This window comes from Pseudomonas paraveronii, from assembly GCF_963681955.1.
Classification (GTDB): Bacteria; Pseudomonadota; Gammaproteobacteria; order Pseudomonadales; family Pseudomonadaceae; genus Aquipseudomonas; species Aquipseudomonas paraveronii.
Window position 1 is genome coordinate 5820384 of the sequence record NZ_OY817130.1, and the last position, 25084, is coordinate 5845467.

The following is a 25084-nucleotide window of genomic DNA, read 5'->3' on the forward strand; positions in this document are numbered from 1 at the left end:
GTGAAGTTGAATTGAAACAGACATCCTGGCAAAAGGCCCGTCAAAAACACTAATGGCATAATGCCTTGCCGATAGCCAAAATCAGTCAAGCAGGTCCAGTTGCAGGTACTCGGCCACCGCGTTGCTGCCAGCGTGCTTGAGTTTGGGCACCCGGCCCAGGCACGGCGCGGGCAAGCGTTCGGCCAGGGTGGCGAGGTTTTCTTCCAGACGAGAGGTCTTGGGCTCGATGATATTCGCCACCCAACCGGCCAGCGACAGACCGTCGCGGGCGATGGCTTCGGCCGTGAGCAGCGCATGGTTGATGCAACCCAGGCGCACACCCACCACCAGGATCACCGGCAACTGCAGCGCCATGGCCAGGTCGGACAGGTTGTCCTGATCGGCCAACGGCACACGCCAGCCACCTGCGCCTTCGATCAGGGTGAAATCGGCTTTTCGGTCGAGGATCTGTTGCATGGGTTTGAGCAGCGATTGCACCGTCAGCGCAACGCCCGCCTCGCGCGCGGCCAGGTGCGGCGCGATGGCCGGCTCGAACGCCACCGGGTTGACCTCGGCGTAGCTCAACGGCAACGAACACTCGGCCAGCAGCGCCAGCGCATCGGCGTTGCGCAAGCCTTTGGCGGTAACCTGGCAACCGGAAGCCACCGGCTTGCCGGCGGCGGTGCTTTTGCCGGCCAGGCGCGCGGCATGCAGCAGGCCGGCGGCGATGGTGGTCTTGCCGACATCCGTATCGGTGCCGGTGATGAAATAAGCGGCGCTCATAGCGGTTTCTCCAGCACGGCGTACACCACTTGGTAGGTGGCCGGCAGGCCCTGGGCCTGGCGGAACTGCTCGTAAGCGTCGATCAGTGCAACAACCCGCGCACGGCCCGTCAACCCGCCCGGCCGCCCCGGGTTGAGATTGTGCGCACCGAGCGCTTTCAATTCATGGGTCAGGCTGCGCACATCCGGGTAATGCAACACATGGGCACGCCGCTCCAGGCTCAGCACCTGGAAGCCGCTGGCCGCGCACAGCTGTTGATACGCCTCGAAGGTGCGGAAGCGGTTGACGTGGACCAGCCCGTCCGCCGCCCGCCAGCTTTCGCGCAACTCGTCCAATGTGCCCACGCACAAGCTGGCGAAGGCCAGCACGCCGCCCGGTTGCAGCACGCGATAGGCTTCGCTGAGCACCGCCGCGAAATCCGCGCACCATTGCACCGCCAGGCTGGAGAAGATCAGCCCGCAACTGGCCGCCTGCAACGGCAGGCGCTCGGCATCACCGGCGATGAAATGCTGCGCGCCGCCCAACGGCCGCGCATGGTTGAGCATGCCTTGGGCAATATCCAGCGCCACACCTTGGCTCGCCGGCAGCCGATCGCCCAACACGCGGCTGAAATAGCCGGTGCCGCAGCCCATGTCCAACCAGCGTTGCGCGCAGCAGGCCGGCGGCAGACGGGCCAGCAGTTCATGCCCCACCGCGCGCTGCAACTCGGCCACGCTGTCGTAACTGGCGGCGGCACGGGAAAAGGAGGCCGCCACCTGGCGCTTGTCCGGCAACCCGCCCGGCAGGCAGGCATGGGCTAAATCAGTCATCAACGCACTCGTGCAAAAAAGCCTGGATGGCCCCCGCTACACCGTGGGGGTCCTCCAGGAGAAAAGCGTGACCGGCCTGTTCAATCAGACCGATTTCGACATCGGGAAGCAGGCTCAGCAGGTCGCTGGCGGCTTCGGCGGGCACCAACTCATCCAGGCCCGCGAACAGATGCAATTGCGGGCCGCGATAGCCCATCAAGGCGTCGCGGGTGTCCAGTTGAGCCAGCAGCTCAAGGCCGCTCATCAACACGTTCGACGGCGTATTCGGCGCCCCACTGACCAGCAAACGCGCCAGCCCGCGCGGGTCCGCGGCGCCTTTGGCACACAACAGGCCGAAACGCTTGAGGGTGACCTGGGAGTCGGCATGGCAACCGGCGAGGAACGCATCGAAGGTCTCGCCAGGCATCGCGTTCGGCCAGCCATCATGGGCGACGAAACACGGGTTGCTCGCCAGGGTCAGCAACCCGCAACAACGCTCGCCACGCCGTGCGGCCAGCTCCGAAGCGAGCATGCCGCCCAAAGACCAGCCACCGAGCCAGGCGTTGTCCGGCAAGGTCGCGTCGAGTTCGTCGAGCCATTCATCCAGGTCGCTGGAGCCCAACGCCGGCAACGGCTCGATCTGTACGCGCAGGTGTTCGTTCAGGCCGTGCAGTGCGGCGGCCAAGGGTTCCAGCGGCGAAACGCCGAGGCCCCAGCCGGGCAGCAATATCAGTCGATCACGCATGGTCGGGCTCCGTGGCACCTGACAAGCGGAAACACTCTTCCAATGCGTTTAACAATAGCTGCACCTGCGCCGCACTGTGGGCCGCCGTCAGCGTCACGCGCAAACGGGCGCTGCCGGCGGGCACGGTGGGCGGGCGGATCGCGGTGACCATCAGGCCGCGCTCGCGCAACATCCGCGACAACGCCATGGCCTTGGCACTCTCGCCGATGAGGATCGGCTGAATCGGCGTAAAGCTGTCCATCAGCGTCAGGCCGATCTGCTCGGCGCCGTGGCGGAACTGGCGGATCAGGCTGTTGAGGTGCTCGCGTCGCCAATGCTCGCTGCGTAGCAACTCCAGGCTTTTCAGGGTGGCGCAGGCCAGGGCCGGGGGTTGGCTGGTGGTATAGATGTAGGGCCGGGCGAACTGGATCAGGCTTTCGATCAAATCGTCACTGCCCGCGACAAAGGCGCCCGCAGTGCCGAACGCTTTGCCCAGGGTGCCGACCAGCACCGGCACGTCTTCCTGGCTCAAGCCGAAATGCTCGACGATGCCGCCGCCGTTCGCGCCCAACGGGCCGAAACCGTGGGCGTCGTCCACCATCAACCAGGCGCCTTTGGCCCGCGTTTCACGGGCCAGCGCCGGCAAGTCGGCCAGGTTGCCGTCCATGCTGAACACGCCATCGGTGACCACCAGGGTATTGCCGGTGGCTTTCTCCAGGCGCTTGGCCAGGCTGGCGGCGTCGTTGTGCAGGTAGCGATTGAAGCGCGCCCCGGACAACAGGCCGGCATCCAGCAATGAGGCATGGTTGAGACGGTCTTCCAGCACCGTATCGCCCTGCCCCACCAGCGCCGTGACCGCGCCGAGGTTGGCCATGTAACCGGTGGTAAACAACAACGCGCGCGGGCGCCCGGTGAGGTCGGCCAGGGCTTCTTCCAGTTCATGGTGCGGCGTGGCATGCCCGACCACCAAGTGCGAAGCGCCACCGCCCACGCCCCAACGGGACGCACCGGCACGCCAGGCCTCGATCACCTGCGGGTGATTGGCCAGGCCCAGGTAGTCGTTATTGCAGAACGCCAGTAACGGTTGACCGTCCACCACCACTTCCGGGCCTTGCGGGCTGTCCAGCAGTGGGCGCTGGCGGTAAAGGTGTTCGGCACGACGGGCAGCGAGACGCGCGGCGAGATCGAAAGACATGCAGGCCTCGGATTGGCAGGTTCAACTCGGTCAGAAAATGTGGGAGGGAGCTTGCTCCCGATGGCGGCGTATCAGTATGAAATGCATTAACTGACCCACCGCTATCGGGAGCAAGCTCCCTCCCACATTTGGATCAAACTGCGGCGTTGTAGAACTGCTCGCTGCTCTTCTGCTCAACCAACGCTTGCTCGATCGCCGCCTGGTGCACTTCATCGGCGTGTTCTTCACGCGCTTCCGGCAGGATGCCCAGGCGCGAGAACAGTTGCATGTCCTTGTCGGCCTGCGGGTTGGCGGTGGTCAGCAGTTTGTCGCCGTAGAAGATCGAGTTGGCGCCGGCGAAGAACGCCAGGGCCTGCATCTGTTCGTTCATCGCCTCACGGCCGGCCGACAGGCGCACATGGGATTGCGGCATCAGAATGCGCGCCACCGCCAGCATGCGGATAAAGTCGAACGGGTCGATGTCTTCGGCGTTTTCCAGCGGCGTCCCGGCCACCTTCACCAGCATATTGATCGGCACCGATTCCGGATGCTCCGGCAGGTTGGCCAGTTGGATCAGCAGGTTGGCGCGGTCGTCGAGGGACTCGCCCATGCCGAGAATGCCGCCGGAGCAGATCTTCATCCCCGAATCACGCACGTAGGCCAGGGTTTGCAGGCGCTCGGCATAGGTGCGGGTAGTGATGATCGAACCGTAGAATTCCGGCGACGTATCGAGGTTGTGGTTGTAGTAGTCGAGGCCGGCCTGAGCCAGGGCTTCGGTCTGGTCCTGGTCGAGACGGCCGAGGGTCATGCAGGTTTCCAGGCCCATGGCCTTCACGCCTTTGACCATCTGCAGCACATAAGGCATGTCTTTGGCCGACGGATGTTTCCACGCCGCGCCCATGCAGAAGCGGGTCGAACCGATGGCCTTGGCGCGGGCCGCCTCTTCGAGGACCTTCTGCACTTCCATCAGTTTTTCTTTTTCCAGGCCGGTGTTGTAGTGGCCCGACTGCGGACAATATTTGCAATCTTCCGGGCAGGCGCCGGTTTTGATCGACAACAGCGTCGACACCTGCACACGGTTCGCATCGAAATGCGCGCGATGCACGGTCTGCGCCTGGAACAACAGGTCATTGAACGGTTGCACGAACAGTGCTTTGACTTCAGCTAAGGACCAATCGTGACGCAGGGTGGCAGTGGTGCGGGCGCTCATGGGCGATTCCTTGATTATGCTTTGGCAAGCGCTGCGGGAAGGGCAATACCCACAGACACGACACGGATGCTCGGCATATTTAAGGAAGATTCATGCACTGTCAACCTGGACACAAACACCAAGTTTACATATGGTCAAAAAACATACAGCACTGTTTAATCTGCGACGAGGTCACTGAGTCGGCCGATTGTGTGTGCAACGTCTGCGAAACCGAGCTGCCCTGGCTGATGGAGCAGTGCGAGGTCTGCGCCCTGCCCTTGCCGATGGACGGTCTGATCTGCGGCCAGTGCCAGAAACACCCGCCGGCCTTTAAACAGGTCATCACCGCCTGGACCTACAGCTTCCCCATCGACACGCTGATCAGCCGGTTCAAGCATCAGGCGCGCTGGCCCCTCGGGCATCTGCTGGGCCGCTTGCTCGGACGCCACCTGCAACACCGCTTCGACAACACCGAACTGCCGCGCCCCGACTGCCTGTTGCCGGTGCCCATGGCGCGCAAACGCCTGCGCGAGCGCGGCTATAACCAGGCGCTGATGCTGGCGCGCTGGCTTAGCGCCGAGCTGCACATTGCCTACGATGAACACCTGTTGTTACGCCCCCATGAAACCGTCGCGCAACAGGCGCTCGACGCCAAGACCCGCCAACGCAACCTGCGCGGCGCCTTCGCCCTGGCGCGCGACATACCGGTACACGACCGCCACTTTGCGCTGGTCGACGACGTGCTCACCACCGGCGCAACCGCCCACAGCCTGGCACGCCTGTTGACGGACGCCGGGGCGCGGCAGGTTGACGTGTACTGCCTGGCCCGCACGCCCAAACCGGGCGCCTGACTTGACTCCGCCCGGCCTTGCCCGCAACGTTCCGTTCATCTCATCGAAGCGTAGTCCCATGTCTCTGCCGACCTCCCTCAGCCAACACATCATCCGCCGCCCCCAGCGCATCGCCTTGCTGGCGCATATCGCCGAGCAGGGTTCGATCACCCGCGCGGCGAAGAGCGCCGGCTTGAGCTACAAGGCCGCCTGGGACGCCATCGACGAACTGAACAACCTCGCGCAAAAACCGCTGGTGGAACGCAGCGTTGGCGGCAAGGGCGGCGGCGGCGCCAAGCTGACGGCCGAAGGTGAGCGCGTGCTGCGCCTCTATCAGCGCCTGCAAGTGTTACAGGCCGAAGTGCTCGGCTCGGACGAAGCCGCCAGCGACTTCAACCTGCTGGGCCGCCTGATGCTGCGCACCAGTGCGCGCAACCAGCTGCATGGCCAGGTCGTCGCCATCGAGCGCCATGGCCGCAATGATCTGATCCGCCTGCAACTGGCCGGCGGCCTGACCCTGACCGCGCAGATCACCCACGACAGCACGCAACGGCTGGAGCTGGAAGCCGGCGTTGAAGTGGTCGCCCTGATCAAGGCCGGCTGGCTGGAAGTGTGCGCCAGCGAGCACCCCGAAACACCTGGACACAATTGCCTGATCGGCAGCGTCGACGCCATTCTCGACGCCGAGGACGGCCCCAGCGAAGTGCGAATCGCCCTGCCCAACGGCCAGGTACTTTGCGCCCTGGCCCAGCCCCACGCGCTCAAGACCCTGGGCGCCGCCGAAGGCCAACCGATCCAGGTGCAATTCGCCCCGAGCAATGTGTTGCTCGGCACGCCCGTCTAGGCGGTAGCACTGCTGCGCCCGCCGTCAAACTGCAACAATTTCGTCATGCCCGCTCCTTATGGTGTCTGCAAAAACCGCAGGGAGCCTGACATGAGCCTATTAGAAGAACACCAAGCCACCGACCTCGAACAGATGGTCGGCCTCACCCGCCGCCGCTTCATCGGCGCCGGTGCCCTGTGCGGTGCCGCAATGTTCCTCGGCGGCAACCTGCTGAGCCGCAGCGCGCTGGCCGTGAATGCCGCCAACGCCAGCCCGCTGCTGGGGTTCGCCAGCATCGCCGCCGCCACCAGCGACAGCATCACCCTGCCGCCCGGCTACAGCGCCTCGGTGCTGATCAGCTGGGGCCAGCCGCTGCACAAGAACGCCCCGGCGTTCGACCCGTCCGGCAACGGCACGGCCAAGGCCCAGGAGCAGCAGTTCGGTGACAACAACGACGGCATGAGCCTGTTCGCCTTCCCCGACGACGACAACCGCGCGCTGATGGCGATCAATAACGAATACACCAACTACCGCTACCTCTTCGCCCACGGCGGCGCGCCGCAATCGGCCGAAGACGTGCGCAAGGCCCAGGCCAGCGAAGGCGTGTCGGTGATCGAAGTGCGCCGCCAGGGCGACATCTGGCAGTTCGTCCAGGACTCGCGCTACAACCGGCGCATCCACGGCAACTCGCCGATCCGCCTGAGCGGCCCGGCGGCCGGCCATGACTGGCTGAAAACCAGCGCCGACAAATCCGGCAAGAAAGCCCTCGGCACCTTCCAGAACTGCGCCAACGGCAAGACGCCGTGGGGCACTTATCTGACGTGCGAAGAGAACTTCACCGACTGTTTCGGCAACAGCAACCCACAGCAAGCCTTCGACGCCGGGCAAAAGCGCTACGGCGTGGTCGCGGCCAGCAAAGACATCAACTGGCACCTGCACGACCCGCGTTTCGATATGGCCAAGAACCCCAATGAGCTCAATCGCCATGGCTGGGTGGTGGAAATCGACCCGTTCGACCCGCAGTCCACACCCGCCAAACGCACCGCCCTCGGCCGCTTCAAGCATGAAAATGCGGCCCTCGCGGAAACCCGCGACGGCCGCGCCGTGGTGTACATGGGCGACGACGAGCGCGGCGAGTTCATCTACAAGTTCGTCAGCCGCGACCCGATCAACCACCAGAACCCCAAGGCCAACAAAGACCTGCTCGACCACGGCACGCTGTTTGTGGCGATCTTCGACGCCGGCGACGGCAACGCCGACCACCCCCAGGGCAAAGGCCAGTGGGTCGAGCTGACCCACGGCAAAAACGGCATCGACGCCAGCACAGGTTTTGCCAGCCAGGCCGAAGTGCTGATCCATGCACGCCAGGCTGCCAGTGTGGTGAAAGCCACACGCATGGACCGCCCGGAATGGATCGTGGTCAGCCCCACCGACGGCCAGGTCTATTGCACCCTGACCAACAACGCCAAGCGTGGCGAAGACGGCCAGCCGGTCGGCGGTCCCAACCCACGCGAGAAAAACGTCTACGGCCAGATCCTGCGCTGGAAAGCCAATGCCGATGACCACGGCGCCGCCGATTTCACCTGGGATCTGTTTGTGGTCGCCGGCAACCCCGGCGTGCATGCTGGTACGCCGAAGGGCGGCTCGTCCAACATCAACCCGCAGAACATGTTCAACAGCCCCGACGGCCTGGGTTTCGACAAAGCCGGGCGCCTGTGGATCCTGACCGACGGCGACTACAGCAACAGCGGCGACTTCGCCGGCATGGGCAATAACCAGATGCTTTGCGCCGACCCGAGCACCGGGGAAATCCGCCGCTTCATGGTCGGGCCGGTGGCGTGCGAGGTGACGGGGATCAGCTTCTCGCCGGATCAGAAGACCTTGTTCGTGGGGATTCAGCATCCGGGGGAAACCGGTGGTTCGACCTGGCCGGAGCATCTGCCCAATGGTAAGCCGCGGTCGTCGGTGATGGCGATTCGGCGGGATGATGGGGGGATTGTCGGGGCCTGATAGACCGCCATCGGGGGCAAGCCCCCTCCCACATTTTGATTTGTGAATACCTTCAACTGTGGGAGGGGGCTTGCCCCCGATAGCAATAGCACAGCCGCCCCCTATCTCAAGCCCGGTGCGTTACCATACCCGGCCGGACGCGGCGCCCTGCTGCGCGCAGGAGTTTGCATGGCCCATCCGTTTGAAACACTCACCCCCGACCTGGTGCTCGATGCTGTCGAAAGTATCGGCTTCCTCAGCGATGCGCGCGTATTGGCGCTCAACAGCTACGAAAACCGTGTGTATCAGGTGGGCATCGAAGACTCCGAACCGCTGATCGCCAAGTTCTACCGGCCACAGCGCTGGACCAACGAGGCGATCCTCGAAGAACACAGCTTTACCTTCGAGCTGGCCGAGTGCGATGTGCCGGTGGTCGCGCCGATGATCCATAACGGCGCCAGCCTGTTCGAACACGCCGGGTTCCGCTTCGCCCTGTTTCCGCGCCGTGGCGGCCGGGCGCCGGAGCCGGGCAATCTGGACCAGCTCTATCGCCTTGGCCAGTTACTCGGGCGCTTGCACGCGGTCGGCGCGACCCGTCCGTTCGAACACCGTGAAGCCCTGGGCGTGAAGAACTTCGGCCACGATTCCCTCACCACCCTGCTCGAAGGCAACTTCATTCCCAAAAGCCTGCTGCCGGCCTACGAGTCCGTGGCCCGCGACCTGCTCAAGCGCGTGGAAGAGGTGTACAAGGCCACGCCGCACAAGAACATCCGCATGCACGGCGATTGCCACCCCGGCAACATGATGTGCCGCGACGAGATGTTCCACATCGTCGACCTCGATGACTGCCGCATGGGCCCCGCCGTACAGGACCTGTGGATGATGCTCGCCGGCGACCGTCAGGAATGTCTGGGCCAGTTGTCAGAGTTGATGGACGGCTACCAGGAATTCCACGATTTCGACCCGCGTGAACTGGCGCTGATCGAACCGCTGCGCGCCTTGCGCCTGATGCACTACAGCGCCTGGCTCGCACGGCGCTGGGATGACCCGGCGTTCCCCCACAGCTTTCCGTGGTTCGGCAGCGAGCGGTATTGGGGTGATCAGGTGCTGGCGTTGCGCGAACAGTTGTCGGCGCTAAATGAAGAACCGCTGAAACTGTTCTGACGGCTTGGCTTCCTGTGGGAGGGAGCAAGCACCTCCCACATAAAGCACTGCAGGCCCCACGAGCGGACAAATATCCTTACAATCGCGCTTTGTTAGCTGCCTAAGCAAGGATTCTGCAATGCACGCCGCCAACCCCCGCAAGGGCTACATCCTGGGCCTGAGTGCCTATGTCATCTGGGGTCTGTTCCCGCTCTACTTCAAAGCCATCGCCAGTGTCCCCGCCGCCGAAATCATCGTGCATCGCGTGCTGTGGTCAGCGCTGTTCGGCACGCTGCTGCTGATGGTCTGGAAACACCCCGGCTGGTTCCGCGAACTGCGCGATAACCCCCAGCGCCTGGCGATCCTGGCCCTCAGCGGTGCGTTGATTGCGGCTAACTGGCTGACCTATGTGTGGTCGGTGAACAGCGGACGCATGCTCGAGGCCAGCCTGGGTTACTACATCAACCCACTGGTGAACGTGTTGCTCGGCATGCTGCTCCTCGGCGAACGCCTGCGCCGCCTGCAATGGGTCGCCGTCGGGCTGGCAGCGGTGGGTGTGGCGCAGCAGGTGTGGCAGGTGGGCAGTTTGCCGTGGGTGTCGCTGGTGCTGGCGCTGACCTTCGGCTTCTACGGCCTGATCCGTAAGCAGGCGCCGGTCAAGGCGCTGCCGGGGCTGGTGGTGGAAACCTGGATGCTGGTGCCGATCGCCGTCGCCTGGTTGCTGTTCAACCCCTCGGCACACAGCGCGCAACTGGCATTCTGGAGTACGTCCGAAGCCTGGTGGCTGGTGGCCGCCGGCCCGGTGACGCTGATTCCGCTGGTGTGTTTCAACGCCGCCGCACGGCACTTGCCCTACACCGCCCTGGGCTTTTTGCAGTACGTGGCACCGACCTTGGTGCTGCTCGAAGCGGTGCTGCTGTTTGGTGAACAACTGGCAACCAGCACGCTGATCGCCTTCGCCTTTATCTGGGCCGGCCTGGCGGTCTACAGCCTGGACGCGTGGCTGACAGTGCGCAAACGCTGATCAAATAACGTACAAACCTCTGCAAGCCACAGCCCGCGTGGCTTGCAGAGATTCACCCCAAGGTTATCCACAACCTGATCCCCGCCATTTGTGTACAAGCCCTTGAAACTGCTCATTTTTTGCTCAGATGACGGAGAAGCACGGCCGGTGTGGCCTGGCGTCGGGTCTCTACAGGTTATCCACAGGCCCATGCAAGATTTCCATGCATAACCTTGTGGGTGGTTATTCCTCGCTGCGCAGTTCCAACTCCACCATCAAGTCGTCGGCCAGGGTTTCCAGGGCCGCTTGCAGGGTGTCCAGCGCCAGGCCCGCCGGCACGGCCAGTGACGCATCGGCGTGGAACAGTGGGTCGCCGCTCATCGGCGCCGGGCGCACGTCGGTGCTCAGGCGTTCGAGGTTCACCCCCTGCTTGCTCAACAGCGCGGTGATCTCACGCACGATCCCCGGCCGGTCGTTGCCCACCAGCGTCATGGTGATCGGTTTGGACGCCGCCGCCTGCCCCGCGCCGCTCTCGCCCACCAACACGCGGATGCCGTGTGTGGATAAGTCCTCCAGTGCATTCACCAGGGCCTGACGGTTCTCGGCGGGGACACTGACCCGCAGAATCCCGGCAAACTGCCCGGCCATGTGCGCCATGCGGCTCTCCAGCCAGTTGCCGCCGTGGGCCGCAATGTTCTGCGCGATGCGTTCAACCAGGCCGGGTTTGTCGGCGGCAATGATAGTGAGTACAAGATGGTCCATGGCGAAGCCCTCTGGAATTCAATCTACAAGGTGGACGCAGATGCCCTCGAAGACAAATCGTGTACCATTTTTATATTTATCTGGAACAATCCATCGCTTTCTTGAGAACATCCGATACCCCACTGTGACCATACGACCAAAGTGGGTCGCTAAACGACGTATTTAGTCTAATTTTCACAACCGCAAGTCATCATGTAGTATGCGCAATCGCGCACTACATAAACGTTGGGTCGATGTCTGCCACGGCAACCTTGCTCCGCGACACAGCCTGCCCAGCCGCCTTCACAGGCATGTACCGGCGCAGCGTGCCTGCGGTTTAAATGGCCAGAGGCTTCATTGGTAAATTGAAAAGCTGAAAAGCGCATAAGCTCCGTAGAGTGAGGCAAGCAATGACTGAACACGTTCAAGTCGGTGGCCTGCAGGTCGCCAAAGTCCTGTTCGACTTCGTGAACAACGAAGCCATTCCCGGTACCGGCGTCACTGCCGACCAGTTCTGGGCCGGTGCCGACAAGGTCATCCACGACCTCGCACCGAAGAACAAAGCCCTACTCGCCAAACGCGACGATTTCCAAGCGCGGATCGACACCTGGCACCAGACTCACGCTGGCCAGGCGCATGACCCGGTGGCCTACAAAGCCTTCCTGCAAGATATCGGATACCTGCTGCCAGAAGCCGCAGACTTCCAGGCCTCGACCCAAAACGTCGATGACGAAATCGCCCGCATGGCCGGCCCCCAGCTGGTCGTGCCGGTGATGAACGCCCGTTTCGCCCTCAACGCCTCCAATGCGCGCTGGGGCTCGCTGTATGACGCGCTGTATGGCACCGACGCCATCAGCGAAGCCGACGGCGCCGAAAAGGGCCAGGGCTACAACAAGGTGCGCGGCGACAAGGTCATCGCCTTCGCCCGCGCCTTCCTCGACGAAGCCGCGCCGCTCAGCGCCGGCAGCCACGTCGATTCCACCGGCTACAAGATCGTTGACGGCAAACTCGTGGTCAGTCTCAAAGGCGGCAGCAACAGCGGCCTGCGCGACGATGCCCAGTTGATCGGCTTCCAGGGCGACAGCGCCCAACCGATTGCGGTCCTGCTCAAGCACAATGGTCTGCATTTCGAAATCCAGATCGATGCCAGCACCCCAGTCGGCCAGACCGACGCGGCCGGCGTCAAAGACGTGCTGATGGAAGCCGCGCTGACCACCATCATGGACTGCGAAGACTCCGTCGCCGCTGTCGATGCCGATGACAAAGTGGTGATCTACCGCAACTGGCTCGGCCTGATGAAAGGCGACCTGGCCGAAGAAGTGGCCAAGGGCGGCAAGACCTTCACCCGCACCATGAACGCCGACCGCGTCTACACCGGCGTGGACGGCCAGGGCGTGACGCTGCACGGTCGCTCGCTGCTGTTCGTGCGCAACGTTGGCCACTTGATGACCATCGACGCGATCCTCGACAAAAACGGCAACGAAGTACCGGAAGGCATTCTCGACGGCCTGCTCACCAGCCTGGCGGCGATCCACAGCCTCAACGGCAACAGCAGCCGCAAGAACAGCCGCACCGGTTCCGTGTACATCGTGAAACCGAAGATGCACGGCCCGGAAGAAGCGGCGTTCACCAACGAGCTGTTCGGCCGCATCGAAGACGTGCTGAACCTGCCGCGCAACACGCTCAAAGTCGGGATCATGGACGAGGAACGCCGCACCACGGTCAACCTCAAGGCCTGCATCAAGGCCGCCAGCGAGCGCGTGGTGTTTATCAACACCGGCTTCCTCGACCGCACCGGTGATGAAATCCACACCTCCATGGAAGCCGGCGCGATGGTGCGCAAGGCCGCGATGAAGACGGAAAAATGGATCGGCGCCTACGAAAACTGGAACGTCGATATCGGCCTGGCTACCGGCCTGCAAGGCCGTGCGCAGATCGGTAAAGGCATGTGGGCCATGCCCGACCTGATGGCGGCGATGCTCGAACAGAAAATCGCCCACCCACTGGCCGGCGCCAACACCGCCTGGGTGCCGTCGCCGACGGCGGCTGCGCTGCACGCGTTGCACTACCACAAGGTCGACGTGTTCGCGCGCCAGGCCGAACTGGCCAAGCGCGAGCGTGCGTCGCTGGACGATATCCTGACCATTCCGCTGGCCAGCAACCCCAACTGGTCGGACGAAGAAATCCGCAACGAGCTGGACAACAACGCCCAGGGCATCCTCGGTTATGTGGTGCGCTGGATCGACCAGGGCGTCGGCTGCTCGAAAGTGCCGGACATCAACGACATCGGCCTGATGGAAGACCGCGCCACCCTGCGCATCTCCAGCCAGCACATCGCCAACTGGCTGCGCCACGGCGTGGTCACTCAGGACCAGGTGATGGAAAGCCTCAAGCGCATGGCGCCGGTGGTGGACCGTCAGAATGCCGGGGATAAACTGTATCGCCCACTGGCGCCGGATTTCGACAGCAATATCGCGTTCCAGGCGGCGGTGGAGTTGGTGATTGAAGGCACCAAACAGCCGAATGGGTATACCGAGCCGGTGTTGCACCGCAGGCGTCGGGAGTTCAAGGCTAAAAACGGCCTGTAAATGAAAAAGCCCTGATCGTGAGATCAGGGCTTTTTCTTTGAGGCTTGTGGTGACCGGAATGGCCTCATCGGGGGCAAGCCCCCTCCCACAGGATGTACGCGGTCAACTGTGGGAGGGGGCTTGCCCCCGATGAGGCCAGCACATACACCGCAAAAATCAGGAGACCATCCCCAACTCCCGCTTCACCATCTTCGCCAACTTCACGCTATCAATCGGCTTGAGCAAAAAGTCCACCACGCTCAAATGCATCGCATCGATCACATCCGGCGCTTCGGCGTTCCCGGACACAACGATGATCGGCAACGCCGCGCGCTCGGAATCGCGCACTTTGCGAATCAACTGGAGGCCATTGCTTGGCTCCATGCGCAGGTCGGTGATCAGCAACCCAATGGAGCGGCTCGATTCCAAGAGTTTCAAGGCCGCGTCACCACTCTCGGCGGTCATGCAGCGAATACCGTCCAGGCCCAGGATCTCCGCCAGCAGTTCGCGCGCGTCCTTGTCGTCGTCGACAATCAACACGCGTTGTGGCGGTAAATCAGGCTCCAGCATCACGGCGCTCAGCGCCTCGCGCTCGGCATCACTCAAAATATCGTGGTCGGACATACGGTTCTCAGCTAGCTCTCATCAATCTCCCTGCACACCCGTCAGACATCTGCGGAAGGCCGAACAATGTGCCCTTCGTCGGAAAGTTTGCCTAGTGGGCGTTCTACGGGGTTTAGACGATTGTCGTGTAAGGTTTTTCCCTAGTTATGCGCCGTTTTCATCGACCTAGACTTACGTCCAATGGGCACCCGCCGTGCAGGAGTCGACCATGCAGAACGATAACGACAAAAACATCGCGGTCATAGTTATGAGTAAAGCTGATGCATTCGACCAGGCGGGGAAAACTGCGGTGTTGCAGAACATCCACGGCACCTTGCAGTTCCTGCAACGCTTCCCACCGTTCAACCAAATGGAAAACGCGCACCTCGCGTTCCTGGTAGAGCAGTGCCAATTGCGCTTTTACGGCCCCGGCGACAGCATCCTCAAGCCGGCGGACGGGCCGGTGGAGCACTTCTATATCGTCAAGCAGGGGCGGGTTGTCGGCGAGCGGCCGGATTCGGCCGAAACCACCTTTGAGATTGCCACCGGCGAGTGCTTCCCCCTCGCGGCACTGCTGGGCGAACGCGCGACGCGCACCGAGCACAAGGCCGCCGAAGACACCTTCTGCCTGCAACTGAACAAGCCGGCGTTTATCAAGCTGTTCGCGCTGTCCAGCGAGTTCCGCGATTTCGCCTTGCGCGGCGTGAGCAGCCTGCTCGATCAGGTCAACCAGCAAGTGCAGCAAAAAGCCGTGGAAACCCTCGGCACCCAATACTCCTTGAATACCCGCCTGGGCGAGTTGGCCATGCGCCACCCGGTAACGTGCGGCCCGGATACGCCGCTGCGCGAAGCGGTGACGCTGATGCACGAGCAACAGGTCGGCAGCATTGTGATCGTGGATGAGCACAAGGCGCCCCTGGGGATTTTCACCCTGCGCGATCTGCGCCAGGTGGTGGCCGACGGCACCAGCGATTTCACCCTCGCGATCGACGCGCACATGACCCCTGCGCCGTTTTTCCTCACGCCGGACCACAGCGCCTTCGATGCCGCCATCGCCATGACCGAGCGGCATATCGCCCACGTGTGCCTGGTCAAAGACCATCGCCTGTGCGGCGTGGTGTCCGAGCGCGACCTGTTTTCCCTGCAGCGTGTGGACCTGGTCCACCTGGCCCGCACCATCCGCAATGCACCCAAGGTGGAAAACCTGGTGGCGATACGCGGTGAAATCGGCCAGTTGGTGGAACGCATGCTGGCCCATGGTGCGTCGTCGACCCAGATCACCCACATTATTACCCTGCTCAACGATCACACCGTGTGCCGGGTCATCGAGTTGACCCTCGCCGACAAAGGCGACCCCGGCGTGCCGTTCACCTGGTTGTGTTTCGGCAGCGAAGGCCGGCGCGAGCAGACGCTCTACACCGATCAGGACAACGGCATCCTGTTCGACGCCAAGGACGCCGCCGAAGCGGCTGAGATTCGCGCGCGCCTGCTGCCCCTCGCGCAGCAGATCAACCAGAGCCTGGCGCAGTGCGGCTTCACCCTGTGCAAAGGCAACATCATGGCCGGCAACCCCGAGCTGTGCCTGTCGCGGGCCGAATGGGCGCGACGGTTTGCGGCGTTTATCCGCGAAGCGACGCCGGAGAACCTGCTGGGGTCGACCATCTATTTCGACCTGCGGGTAGTGTGGGGCGATGAGCAGGGTTGTGAACAACTGCGCCAGGGCATTCTCGATCAGGTCGCGGATAACCGCCTGTTCCAGCGCATGCTGGCGGAGAACGCCTTGCGCCAACGCCCGCCGGTGGGCCGCTTCCGCGAGTTCGTGCTGACGCGCAAAGGCAGCGAAAAAGCCACCCTCGACCTCAAGGTGCAAGGCCTGACGCCCTTTGTCGACGGCGCGCGCCTGCTGGCCCTGGCCAACGACGTCCACGCTATCAACACCCTGGAGCGCTTGCGCCAGTTGGTGGTCAAGGAGGTGATCGAGCCGCTGGATGGCGCCGCCTATGAAGAGGCGTATCACTTTATCCAGCAAACCCGCATGCAGCAGCACCAGTTGCAAACGCGGGAAAACCTGCCGTATTCCAACCGCGTCGACCCCGATAGCCTCAACCACCTGGACCGGCGCATCCTGCGTGAATCCCTGCGCCAGGCCCAGCGCCTGCAAAGCAGCCTGACCGTGCGGTACCAGCTGTGAGTCTGTTTGGTTGGTTGCGCACGGCCAAACCCCATCTCGACGCAACGCAACGCCAGCGCCTGGAGCAATTGCCCCTGCCTGCCACGCTGGGCGACGTTGCCTTGCGCAGCCAGCGCTGGGTGGTGCTGGACCTGGAAACCAGCGGCCTGAACCTGAACCGCGACCAAGTGTTGTCCATCGGTGCGGTGGTGATCGAGGACGGCGCGGTGGACTTTTCGCAAATGTTCGAGCGCACGCTGCAACGCGCCGAAACAAAACTGAACCCCGCCGTGCTGATCCATGGCCTCGGCCCCAGTGCACTCGCCGCCGGCAGTGACCCAGTGGACGCGCTGCTGGATTTCATGGACTTCGTCGGCGACAGCCCTTTGCTGGCCTTCCATGCGCCGTTCGATCAACACATGTTGGGTCGAGCGCTCAAGGACAGCCTGGGTTATCGCCTGGCCCATCCGTTCCTCGACGTGGCCGATATCGCCCCGCTGCTGTGCCCCGAGGCGCCGATCCGCGAAGCCGGGCTGGATGACTGGATCGACCACTTCCGCCTGCAGGTGGGCGAACGCCACCACGCCAGCGCCGACGCCCTGGCCACAGCGGAACTGATGCTCATCCTGCTCAATCGCGCGCGCCAGCAGCACATCGACACGCCACGCGCCCTGCAAGCACGTTTGAGCCAATGGAAACGGCGTAAACAAGCGCACTCGTTTTAATAGCGTCTCCCGACAGACGCCAATTGCGCCGGCTCCACGCCTCTGACACAATCGCGAATAATTCTCGTTATTTTAAACTTGTTTATTCGGTGATGCCTTGTCGTCGGTCCAGCCCCCCCACAGTGAGCTTGTTGGCGCGTTGTATCGCGACCATCGCGGCTGGCTGCTGGCGTGGCTGCGGCGCAACGTGGCCTGCCCGAGCCGCGCCGAAGACCTGAGCCAGGACACCTTCATGCGCCTGCTCGGCCGCGACGGGTTGCGCGAACCCCGCGAGCCGCGCGCCTTTCTGGTGGCGATCGCCAAGGGCTTGTTGTTCGACTACTTCCGCCGCGCCGCCCTGGAACAGGCCTACCTCAGCGAATTGATGCTGATCCCGGAAAGCGAACACCCGTCGCCGGAAGACCAGCAACTGATCCTCGAAGACCTCAAGGCCATCGACCGCCTGCTCGGCACACTGTCGAGCAAGGCCCGCGCCGCGTTCCTCTACAACCGTATCGACGGCCTGGGCCACGCCGACATCGCCCGGCGCCTCGGCGTGTCGGTGCCGCGCGTGCGCCAGTACCTGGCCCAGGGCATCCGCCAGTGCTACATCGCGCTGTATGGCGAGCCGTTATGAGCGCGGCCAATTGCAAACCGGTGGCGGCCCGGGTGCTGGATGCGGCGATTGCCTGGCAACTGTCCCTCGACTCAGGCGACGGCAGCGCCGTGGAACAGGAGGAATTCGCCAAGTGGCTGGCCAGCGATGCCGAACATGCCCGCGCCTGGCACCAACTGGGCCTGCTCGACCAGCGTTTCAGCGTGGCCTCTGGCCCAGCGCGCGCGGCGTTGTTGCAGTCACGCGAGGGCATTCGCCAGCGCGTGCGCAAACTCGGCAGCGGCCTGGCGAGTATCGCGCTGGTGTGCGGCCTGGCCTTGTTTGCCGCTGAACGCTATGGGCCGCTCGACTATTGGCTGGCCGATCAACGCACCGCCACCGGCGAACAACGCACGCTGACACTGGCGGACGGCACGCAGATCAACCTCAACACCCACAGCGCCATCGATGTGCGTTTCGATGAAAACCGCCGGCTGATCGTGTTGCAGGCAGGCGAAATCCTCGTCGAAACCGGCCACAACGATGCGCGCCCGTTCTATGTGCAAACCCGCGACGGCAGCCTGCGCGCGCTGGGCACGCGGTTTATCGTCAAGCGCGAGGACGCCGCCACGCGCCTGAGCGTGCTGCAATCGGCGGTGGCCGCCCAACCCGAGGCGTTGCATCAGGCGCAGGTCTTCAAAGCCGGCCAGCAAGTGCTGATGCGCAGCGACAGCCTCGGCCCGCTGCTGGCCGTCCCCCCCGCCACCGACGCCTGGACCCGCGGCATGCTGGTGGTGGACAACGCCCGCCTGGGCGATGTGGTCGAGGAACTGAGCCGTTATCGCCGTGGCCACCTGGGAGTGGATAACCGCGTGGCCGACCTGCGCATCACCGGCAGCTTCCCGCTGCACGACACCACTCTGGCGCTGAACGCGTTGCTGCCGACCCTGCCGGTGCAGATCGAGCAGCGCACGCCGTGGTGGGTGACGGTGAAGGGTAGGCCCTAGGTCCGGCGGTGTCTGGGATATTGCTATCGCGGGCAAGCCCGCTCCCACCTTTGATCGCGTTACATCTGGCTGAACGCGGTCGAATGTGGGAGCGGGCTTGCCCGCGATGAGGCCCTCAAGAACACCGAATAGCCCCAGGCAACAATTATTTTCCCCAAGCCCTATCACTTTTCAAATCTCGCTCGGCACAGGGGTAATTGCGAATTACTTCCATTCAGGAGCCGCCCCATGTCCCGCACGCTAGACACCTTGTTGCGCCCCAGCCTGTTAGCCGTGGCCATTGCCCTCAGCACCCCGCTGGCAAGCACCGTGCTGATCGCCGCCGAGCAAGCGTCCAACGTGCGCGCCTACAACCTGCCCGCCGCGCCATTGGCCGCCACCCTGAACCAGATCGCCAGCCAGGCCGGCCTCGCGCTGACCCTCAGCCCGGCACTGGCCGCAGGCAAAACCTCCGCGCCGGTGCAGGGCCAGTTCGATGCGCAAGGCGCACTGAGCGAGGCACTACGCGGCACCGGGTTGCAGGTGGAGCAGAGCAGCGCGGGGACTTACACGCTGGTGGCGATTGCGGAAGGGGTCGTGGCGTTGCCGCAGACCAATATCGTTGCCCAGGGCGACGCTGAAAGTGCCTGGGGCCCGGTGCAAGGCTACCTGGCGACGCGTACCGCCGCCGGCACCAAGACCGACACCGCGCTGGTCGAAGCGCCGCGCTCGATCTCCGTCGCCACCCGCGAGCAGATGCAGGACCGCAACGTGCAGAACCTGGATGACGCGGTCAAATACATGCCCGGCATCGTGTCCGCCAGCTACGGCAGCGACACCCGCTACGACTGGATGCGCGTGCGTGGCTTCGAGCCCACACAGTTCCTCGACGGTCTGCCGTTGCCACGCGGCGTGTACGCCAACCCGAAAGCCGAAACCTGGAACCTCGACCGCATCGCCCTGCTGCGCGGCCCGGCGTCGTCGGTGTATGGCCAGACACCGCCGGGTGGCCTGCTGGACATGGTCAGCCGGCGTCCCAGCGCTGAATCGAACCATGCCATTCAAGTGCAATACGGCAGTGACAACTATCGCCAGATCAATTTCGCCAGCACCGGCAAGATCGATGATGAAGGCCAGTTCCTTTACGGCGTCAGCGGCGTGGTACGGGATGCCGGCACCCAGGTCGACCATATCGACAACAAGCGCTACAACATCGCCCCCAGCCTGACCTGGAACATCGACACCGACACCCAGCTGACCCTGCTCTCGCAGTTCACCCGCGACGATACCGGCACCACCAGCCAGTTCCTGCCGATCCAGGGCACCAAGATCAAATCGGCCCTGGGCGAAATCTCCCACCACAAGAACCTGGGCGATCCGGACTACGAGTTCTACGACCGCACCTACTACGCGCTGGGCTATGCCTTCGAGCATCGCTTCAACGACACCTGGCAGTTCAAGCAGAACCTGCGCTACACCAAGTCGGAGTTGTCGTTCCAGCAACTGACCGTGGGTTCCTATGCCTACTCCCCGGCTGACGCGACAGGCACCATCACCCGCTCGACCACCAACGTTGACGAGAACATCGGTCAGCTTGCGCTGGACAACCACTTCCAGGCTGACTTCACGACCGGCGACGTGACCCACACCGTGTTGCTCGGCCTGGATCACCAGCGCACCGATACCGCCTTCCGGACGATCTACGGTACAGCGTCGAGCATCAACATTTTCAACCCGGTCAACACCGGGCCCACGGTCCGCCCGACCGGCGATGCGTATTACGACTACAACCAGAAAACCGTACAGACCGGCCTCTACGCGCAAGACCAGATGGCCCTGGACAACTGGCGCCTGACCCTCGGCGGACGCGAAGACTGGGTGCACCAGGGCACCACCTACTTCAACAAACTGGATGCGACCAACACGGATCGCAGCAAGAATTTCAGCGGCAACGCGGCGCTGAGCTATGTCTTCGATTCGGGCTTCGTGCCGTACCTGTCCTACGCCGAATCGTTCCAACCGGCGAGCAACGCCAGCGTCGACCCGGTCAAATCGTACAAACCCACCGAAGGCCAGCAATGGGAACTGGGGATCAAGTACCAGCCGCCCGGCTCCACGACGCTACTGAGTGCGGCGGTCTATGACCTGACCCAGAAAAACGTGCTGGTGACCCGAATCGGCTCGGGCAACCAGTCGATCACCGACCAGGCCGGCGAAGTGAAGGTCAAGGGCCTGGAGCTGGAAGCGGTGTCTGACGTGACCGAGAACCTCAAGGTCATCGCCGCCTACACCCTGGCCAAGTCCGAGGTGCAAACAGGCACCTACAAAGGCAACCGCCTGCAACTGATGCCCAATCAGCAAGCCTCGCTGTGGACCGATTACACCTGGCACAGCGGTGTGCTCGACGGTTTCGGCATCGGCTTCGGTGCCCGTTACACCGGCAATACCTATGGCGACCAGGCCAACACCTGGCTGGGCAAGGCCAATGCCTACACCGTGTTCGACGGCGCGGTGCATTACGACCTCGGCCGCCTGGACAACAGCCTCAAAGGCGCCTCGGTGAAGTTGAACGCCACCAACCTGTTCAACAAGGACTACCTGTCGACCTGCGATGGCAGCTACTGCTACTTCGGCGACCAACGCAGCGTCGTGGCCAGTGCCACCTACCAGTGGTGACCGACTGCGTTAACCGCCGGCCGTCCCCAGGGACGGCTGTGGCGTGTCTGAAGGCCAACAAATGAAAAGCACAACCATCCGCCGCTGGTCCTTTATCCACACCTGGACCAGCCTGATCTGCACCGTGTTCCTGCTGCTGCTCGCCCTCACCGGCCTGCCGTTGATTTTCCATCACGAGATCGATCACCTGCTGGGCAACGAACCCGCGCTGCAGTCGATGCCTGCCGACACGCCACAACTGAACCTTGAGCAACTGGTGGCCAAGGCCCAGGCTCATCGCCCCGGCGAAGCCCTGCAGTACCTGGCCTGGGACGAAGACGACAAAAACGGCGTGATCGCAATCATGGCCGCCACCGCCGGCACCGAGCCCAACGCCTCCCATACCTTCATGCTCGATGCGCGCACCGGCGAAGCCGTCGAGATGCCATCGGCCAACGGCGGCTTGACCCTGTTCCTGCTGCGCCTGCATGTGGACATGTTCGCCGGCCTGCCGGGCAAGTGGCTGCTGGCGTTCATGGGCCTTCTGTTTGTGCTCGCGATTGTCTCGGGCACGGTGCTGTACCTGCCGTTCATGCGCCGCTTGAAATTCGCCACCGTGCGCCAGGACAAGTCCACCCGCCTGCGCTGGCTCGACCTGCATAACCTGATCGGCGTGGTCACCCTGACCTGGGCGCTGGTGGTCGGCGTGACCGGCGTGATCAGCGCCTGTGCCGATCTGATCATCGCCGCCTGGCGCACCGACAGCCTCAGCGCGATGGTCGAACCGTACAAGCACGCCCCGCCGCTGACCCAGCGCGCACCGGCCAGCGATCTGCTCAAGATCGCCGCTGAGGCCGCGCCCGGCATGCAGCCCGACTTCATCGCCTTTCCCGGCACACGCTTTTCCAGCGAGCACCATTACGCCGTGTTCATGAAGGGCAGCACCCACCTGACCGCGCACCTGCTCACCCCCGTACTGATCGACGCCAGCACGCTGGCCGTCACCGCCATCGCCAAACGGCCGTGGTACATGGACGCGATGGGCATGTCGCAGCCGCTGCACTTCGGCGACTACGGCGGGATGCCGATGAAAATCCTCTGGGCAGTGCTGGATGGGCTGACCCTCATCGTGCTCGGCAGCGGCGTTTATCTGTGGGTCGTCAGACGCAAGGCAGGCAAGGCATGAGGCCGCGTCAGTCGAGTTTCTGGAAGGTGTTCGGCGTGCCGCTGGGGATCGGCCTGCTCAGCGCGGCCGGTTTGTTTGCCGCGCTGCTGGGGGATGGGTGGTGGGATGCGCTGAGCTGGGTCGGGTTGGGGATTCCTGCGGTCATTGGGAGTTGGGGGTTGTTCAGGCGGCGTGGCTGAGGACGCCATCGGGGGCAAGCCCCCTCCCACAGGGGAATGCATTCCAACTGTGGGAGGGGGCTTGCCCCCGATGAGGCCCTCAAGAACCCCAAAAATCCCCCTCGCCAGCCACTGCACAACCCTCTAGGCTAGCGACTGCCCATCCAGAGGAATGCCTATGTCCGCTCCCAGCATGACCCTGTTCCACAACCCCGCTTCGCCGTTCGTGCGCAAAGTCCGCGTGTTGCTGGCTGAAACCGGCCAGCAGGACCGTGTGGCCCTGCAGCTCTGCATGCCAACACCCGTCAACCCGGATGTACAACTGGTCAACGAAAACCCGGTGGGCAAGATCCCGGCCCTGCGCCTGGCCGATGGCACGGTGCTGCACGACAGCCGGGTGATCCTCGATTACCTCGACCACCAGCACGTCGGCAACCCGCTGATCCCCCGCGACGGCTCGGCCCGCTGGCGCCGCCTGACCCTGGCCTCGATGGCCGACGGCATCATGGACGCCGCCGTGCTGGTGCGTTACGAGAGCGCCCTGCGCCCACCGGAAAAACACTGGGCGCCGTGGCTCGACGAACAGCGCAACAAAATCCGGCGCACCCTGGCGGAGCTGGAAGCGGATGCGATTGCCGAACTGGCCAGCCACTTCGATATTGCCGCGATCAGCGTGGCCTGCGCCTTGGGTTACCTGGACTTCCGTCACCCGGACCTGCAATGGCGCGACGCCAACCCCCGGCTTGCCGCCTGGTACGCCGAAGTCAGCCAGCGGCCTTCGATGCTTGAGACACAACCGCCGGTTTAACCCTGCGCACAGGTGGCGCGGGCAACAACGCCACAATCCTCGCCACCAACTGCGCTCGCTCCCGCTGGTCCTCACGCAACCCGATCATTGCACGGCCTCCAGATCGAATGCCAACGGCTCGGCCGCCTTGCGCTTGCCCACGCCGTACCAATCCAGTTTGCGCGTCAGCACCATCACCGTGCCCAGCAGGCCGAACAGCAGCAGCGAGCCCATCAGCAGCGCGTAGTCCTCGGCACTCAACAGCCCGTACAACAAGCCATACAACGCCGCCAACCCTGCCGAGAACCCCAGGCCATGGATGACGCTGCGCAGCACATGGCACACGTAGAAACCAATCAACAACACACAGGCACTGGCGGAGATCAGGTACGCCAAGGCAAAGCCCAGGTGCTCGGACAACGACAGCAACAGCAGGTAGAAAAACGCCAAGGCGAACCCCACCAGCGCGTACTGGATCGGATGCACGGCCAAGCCCTTGAGCACTTCGAACAGGAAGAAACCGGCAAAGGTCAGCGCGATGAACAGCAGCGCATATTTGATCGCGCGGTCGCTCTTGAGGTACTGGTCCACCGGGTCGATGAAGTTCACCCCGAAGCTGCGGTTGTTGAAGTCGTCACAGCCGCGTTCGGCCAGGCAGCCGCGCAGGGCTTCTTCGAGGTTGGTGGAGAAGAATGAGGTCTGCCAGTTGGCAGTGAAGCCCTTGTCGGTGACGTCCCGTTGCGCCGGCAGGAAGTTGCCGATGAAGCTCGGGTGCGGCCAGTTGGAGGCGAGTGTGACCTGGCTGGTCTTGCCCACCGGCACCACTTGCAGTTGCTCGGTGCCTTGCAGGCGCAGGTCGAAGGCGAAGTCCAGCGCGACCGGGGTTTTGCTGTCCTGCTCCGGCAGCGCCACATGCACGCCCTCGCCCAGCCATTCCACTTGGGTGCCTGGCGCGAACTCCAGGAGCTGGCGGCCCAGCTCCAGTGTCAGTGCGTTTTCGATCCCGCGAATATCGCTGATACCCACCGCCAGAAACGCTGGCTCAAAGCGGTAATCGGCGAAATTTTCCTTGATCCCCCATTGCTCCGGCAAGACGAAGCGCCCGCTGATGCGGTTGTCGGCGTGGAACAGCCGCGCCTGGTAGATGCCACGCGCGCGCAGTTCGGTTTGCACCCTCCCGTCGAGCTCAAAATGCTCCGGCAGGAAATACAGACGACCGCGCACTTCACGGGTCTCCTCGTAGCGCTTGTTGAGTTTTTCATTGAGCTTCCACTCGCGCACGGTCTTGCGGTACGGCACCACCATCACCGGGCCGGTGAGGCGCTGGCTGTAGCTGGAGCTGCGGGCGATGTCCGTCAGCACCGTGTCGCGAGTGTATTGGCGGTCGGCGATGATGCCGTTGATCATCAGCAATGGAATCAGCAATAGCAGGATCAACAGCGCAATCGCGCCCAGTTTGAAAAGCAGGTGGCGGTTCATGGGACTCTCCCTGTTTGGATGGGCAGAG

Annotated in this window: 22 protein-coding genes; 14 read left to right on the forward strand and 8 right to left on the reverse strand. The window is 63.4% G+C overall.

What is annotated here, in order from left to right; genetic code table 11:
* Positions 1-81: 81 nt before the first annotated feature.
* The 5 genes from bioD to bioB all read right to left on the reverse strand — a co-directional run bounded on the left by bioD (position 82) and on the right by bioB (position 4658).
* Positions 82-762, reverse strand: coding sequence for a dethiobiotin synthase (bioD, locus tag U5A08_RS27025; RefSeq protein WP_321849228.1), 681 nt, complete (start codon positions 760-762; stop codon positions 82-84).
* Complete coding sequence (bioC, locus tag U5A08_RS27030; protein ID WP_321849230.1) at positions 759-1571, reverse strand: malonyl-ACP O-methyltransferase BioC; 813 nt, start codon at positions 1569-1571, stop codon at positions 759-761. The genes bioD and bioC overlap by 4 nt, the downstream gene beginning before the upstream one ends.
* Positions 1564-2295 (reverse strand): alpha/beta fold hydrolase, encoded by a 732-nt coding sequence (locus U5A08_RS27035; RefSeq protein WP_321849231.1) that lies wholly within the window; start codon positions 2293-2295, stop codon positions 1564-1566. The genes bioC and U5A08_RS27035 overlap by 8 nt, the downstream gene beginning before the upstream one ends.
* Positions 2288-3469 carry an 8-amino-7-oxononanoate synthase gene (bioF, locus tag U5A08_RS27040; RefSeq protein ID WP_321849232.1) on the reverse strand — a complete coding sequence of 394 codons (1182 nt, stop codon included), beginning with the start codon at positions 3467-3469 and terminating at the stop codon, positions 2288-2290. Before bioF ends, U5A08_RS27035 begins: the two co-directional genes overlap by 8 nt.
* A gap of 133 nt (positions 3470-3602) precedes the next feature.
* A complete protein-coding gene (gene bioB / locus U5A08_RS27045; RefSeq protein ID WP_247408151.1) occupies positions 3603-4658 on the reverse strand; it encodes a biotin synthase BioB in 1056 nt (351 codons plus the stop codon).
* Between the two features lie 92 nt (positions 4659-4750).
* On the opposite strand from bioB, the gene U5A08_RS27050 reads away from it, so the two are divergent.
* The 5 genes from U5A08_RS27050 to rarD all read left to right on the forward strand — a co-directional run bounded on the left by U5A08_RS27050 (position 4751) and on the right by rarD (position 10446).
* On the forward strand, positions 4751-5488 hold the full coding sequence (locus U5A08_RS27050; protein ID WP_321849234.1) for a ComFC family protein: 738 nt from the start codon (positions 4751-4753) through the stop codon (positions 5486-5488).
* 58 nt (positions 5489-5546) lie between these two features.
* The gene (locus U5A08_RS27055; RefSeq protein WP_321849236.1) at positions 5547-6311 is read left to right on the forward strand and encodes a TOBE domain-containing protein; all 765 of its coding nucleotides are present in this window, start codon (positions 5547-5549) and stop codon (positions 6309-6311) included.
* A 90-nt stretch (positions 6312-6401) separates the two neighbouring features.
* Positions 6402-8300: a PhoX family protein gene (locus U5A08_RS27060; RefSeq protein ID WP_321849238.1), complete on the forward strand. Its 1899-nt coding sequence runs from the start codon at positions 6402-6404 to the stop codon at positions 8298-8300.
* Between the two features lie 168 nt (positions 8301-8468).
* Positions 8469-9443, forward strand: coding sequence for a serine/threonine protein kinase (locus tag U5A08_RS27065; protein WP_247403165.1), 975 nt, complete (start codon positions 8469-8471; stop codon positions 9441-9443).
* Between the two features lie 118 nt (positions 9444-9561).
* A complete protein-coding gene (gene rarD / locus U5A08_RS27070) occupies positions 9562-10446 on the forward strand; it encodes an EamA family transporter RarD (RefSeq protein WP_321849240.1) in 885 nt (294 codons plus the stop codon).
* Positions 10447-10668: 222 nt separating this feature from the next.
* Here rarD and U5A08_RS27075 read toward each other — a convergent pair whose 3' ends face one another.
* A complete protein-coding gene (locus U5A08_RS27075) occupies positions 10669-11187 on the reverse strand; it encodes a glycine cleavage system transcriptional repressor (RefSeq protein ID WP_253399735.1) in 519 nt (172 codons plus the stop codon).
* A gap of 389 nt (positions 11188-11576) precedes the next feature.
* Here U5A08_RS27075 and U5A08_RS27080 point away from each other — a divergent pair, with 389 nt between their 5' ends.
* The gene (locus U5A08_RS27080; protein WP_253399736.1) at positions 11577-13754 is read left to right on the forward strand and encodes a malate synthase G; all 2178 of its coding nucleotides are present in this window, start codon (positions 11577-11579) and stop codon (positions 13752-13754) included.
* A gap of 156 nt (positions 13755-13910) precedes the next feature.
* Here U5A08_RS27080 and U5A08_RS27085 read toward each other — a convergent pair whose 3' ends face one another.
* Positions 13911-14357, reverse strand: coding sequence for a response regulator (locus tag U5A08_RS27085; protein ID WP_321849242.1), 447 nt, complete (start codon positions 14355-14357; stop codon positions 13911-13913).
* A 247-nt stretch (positions 14358-14604) separates the two neighbouring features.
* On the opposite strand from U5A08_RS27085, the gene U5A08_RS27090 reads away from it, so the two are divergent.
* The 8 genes from U5A08_RS27090 (at position 14605) to U5A08_RS27125 (ending at position 23598) form a co-directional block, all read left to right on the forward strand.
* The gene (locus U5A08_RS27090) at positions 14605-16527 is read left to right on the forward strand and encodes a DUF294 nucleotidyltransferase-like domain-containing protein (protein WP_321849243.1); all 1923 of its coding nucleotides are present in this window, start codon (positions 14605-14607) and stop codon (positions 16525-16527) included.
* Complete coding sequence (locus tag U5A08_RS27095; RefSeq protein ID WP_321849245.1) at positions 16524-17231, forward strand: 3'-5' exonuclease; 708 nt, start codon at positions 16524-16526, stop codon at positions 17229-17231. The genes U5A08_RS27090 and U5A08_RS27095 overlap by 4 nt, the downstream gene beginning before the upstream one ends.
* 97 nt (positions 17232-17328) lie before the next feature.
* The gene (locus tag U5A08_RS27100; RefSeq protein ID WP_253399741.1) at positions 17329-17847 is read left to right on the forward strand and encodes an RNA polymerase sigma factor; all 519 of its coding nucleotides are present in this window, start codon (positions 17329-17331) and stop codon (positions 17845-17847) included.
* Entirely contained in the window at positions 17844-18812 is a 969-nt protein-coding gene (locus U5A08_RS27105; protein WP_321849247.1) for a FecR family protein, read from the forward strand. The genes U5A08_RS27100 and U5A08_RS27105 overlap by 4 nt, the downstream gene beginning before the upstream one ends.
* Positions 18813-19040: 228 nt before the next feature.
* Positions 19041-21467, forward strand: a complete 2427-nt coding sequence (locus tag U5A08_RS27110; protein WP_321849248.1) for a TonB-dependent siderophore receptor — start codon at positions 19041-19043, stop codon at positions 21465-21467.
* A 61-nt stretch (positions 21468-21528) separates the two neighbouring features.
* Positions 21529-22632 carry a PepSY-associated TM helix domain-containing protein gene (locus tag U5A08_RS27115; RefSeq protein ID WP_253399747.1) on the forward strand — a complete coding sequence of 368 codons (1104 nt, stop codon included), beginning with the start codon at positions 21529-21531 and terminating at the stop codon, positions 22630-22632.
* Entirely contained in the window at positions 22629-22811 is a 183-nt protein-coding gene (locus U5A08_RS27120; RefSeq protein WP_253399749.1) for a hypothetical protein, read from the forward strand. The genes U5A08_RS27115 and U5A08_RS27120 overlap by 4 nt, the downstream gene beginning before the upstream one ends.
* Positions 22812-22968: 157 nt before the next feature.
* On the forward strand, positions 22969-23598 hold the full coding sequence (locus tag U5A08_RS27125) for a glutathione S-transferase (RefSeq protein ID WP_321849250.1): 630 nt from the start codon (positions 22969-22971) through the stop codon (positions 23596-23598).
* Between the two features lie 84 nt (positions 23599-23682).
* On the opposite strand, the gene creD is transcribed toward U5A08_RS27125, so the two are convergent.
* On the reverse strand, positions 23683-25056 hold the full coding sequence (gene creD / locus U5A08_RS27130) for a cell envelope integrity protein CreD (RefSeq protein ID WP_321849251.1): 1374 nt from the start codon (positions 25054-25056) through the stop codon (positions 23683-23685).
* Between the last annotated feature and the right edge of the window lie 28 nt (positions 25057-25084).

Coding starts and splice junctions, on each gene's coding strand:
- U5A08_RS27090 (WP_321849243.1), top strand. CDS start 14,605: ATGAGTAAAGCTGATGCATTCGACCAGGCGGGGAAAACTGCGGTGTTG.
- U5A08_RS27105 (WP_321849247.1), top strand. CDS start 17,844: ATGAGCGCGGCCAATTGCAAACCGGTGGCGGCCCGGGTGCTGGATGCG.
- U5A08_RS27120 (WP_253399749.1), top strand. CDS start 22,629: ATGAGGCCGCGTCAGTCGAGTTTCTGGAAGGTGTTCGGCGTGCCGCTG.
- U5A08_RS27115 (WP_253399747.1), top strand. CDS start 21,529: ATGAAAAGCACAACCATCCGCCGCTGGTCCTTTATCCACACCTGGACC.
- rarD (WP_321849240.1), top strand. CDS start 9,562: ATGCACGCCGCCAACCCCCGCAAGGGCTACATCCTGGGCCTGAGTGCC.
- U5A08_RS27075 (WP_253399735.1), bottom strand. CDS start 11,187: ATGGACCATCTTGTACTCACTATCATTGCCGCCGACAAACCCGGCCTG.
- creD (WP_321849251.1), bottom strand. CDS start 25,056: ATGAACCGCCACCTGCTTTTCAAACTGGGCGCGATTGCGCTGTTGATC.
- U5A08_RS27065 (WP_247403165.1), top strand. CDS start 8,469: ATGGCCCATCCGTTTGAAACACTCACCCCCGACCTGGTGCTCGATGCT.
- U5A08_RS27060 (WP_321849238.1), top strand. CDS start 6,402: ATGAGCCTATTAGAAGAACACCAAGCCACCGACCTCGAACAGATGGTC.
- bioB (WP_247408151.1), bottom strand. CDS start 4,658: ATGAGCGCCCGCACCACTGCCACCCTGCGTCACGATTGGTCCTTAGCT.
- bioC (WP_321849230.1), bottom strand. CDS start 1,571: ATGACTGATTTAGCCCATGCCTGCCTGCCGGGCGGGTTGCCGGACAAG.
- U5A08_RS27080 (WP_253399736.1), top strand. CDS start 11,577: ATGACTGAACACGTTCAAGTCGGTGGCCTGCAGGTCGCCAAAGTCCTG.
- U5A08_RS27085 (WP_321849242.1), bottom strand. CDS start 14,357: ATGTCCGACCACGATATTTTGAGTGATGCCGAGCGCGAGGCGCTGAGC.
- U5A08_RS27050 (WP_321849234.1), top strand. CDS start 4,751: ATGCACTGTCAACCTGGACACAAACACCAAGTTTACATATGGTCAAAA.
- U5A08_RS27035 (WP_321849231.1), bottom strand. CDS start 2,295: ATGCGTGATCGACTGATATTGCTGCCCGGCTGGGGCCTCGGCGTTTCG.
- bioF (WP_321849232.1), bottom strand. CDS start 3,469: ATGTCTTTCGATCTCGCCGCGCGTCTCGCTGCCCGTCGTGCCGAACAC.
- U5A08_RS27055 (WP_321849236.1), top strand. CDS start 5,547: ATGTCTCTGCCGACCTCCCTCAGCCAACACATCATCCGCCGCCCCCAG.
- U5A08_RS27110 (WP_321849248.1), top strand. CDS start 19,041: ATGTCCCGCACGCTAGACACCTTGTTGCGCCCCAGCCTGTTAGCCGTG.
- U5A08_RS27125 (WP_321849250.1), top strand. CDS start 22,969: ATGTCCGCTCCCAGCATGACCCTGTTCCACAACCCCGCTTCGCCGTTC.
- bioD (WP_321849228.1), bottom strand. CDS start 762: ATGAGCGCCGCTTATTTCATCACCGGCACCGATACGGATGTCGGCAAG.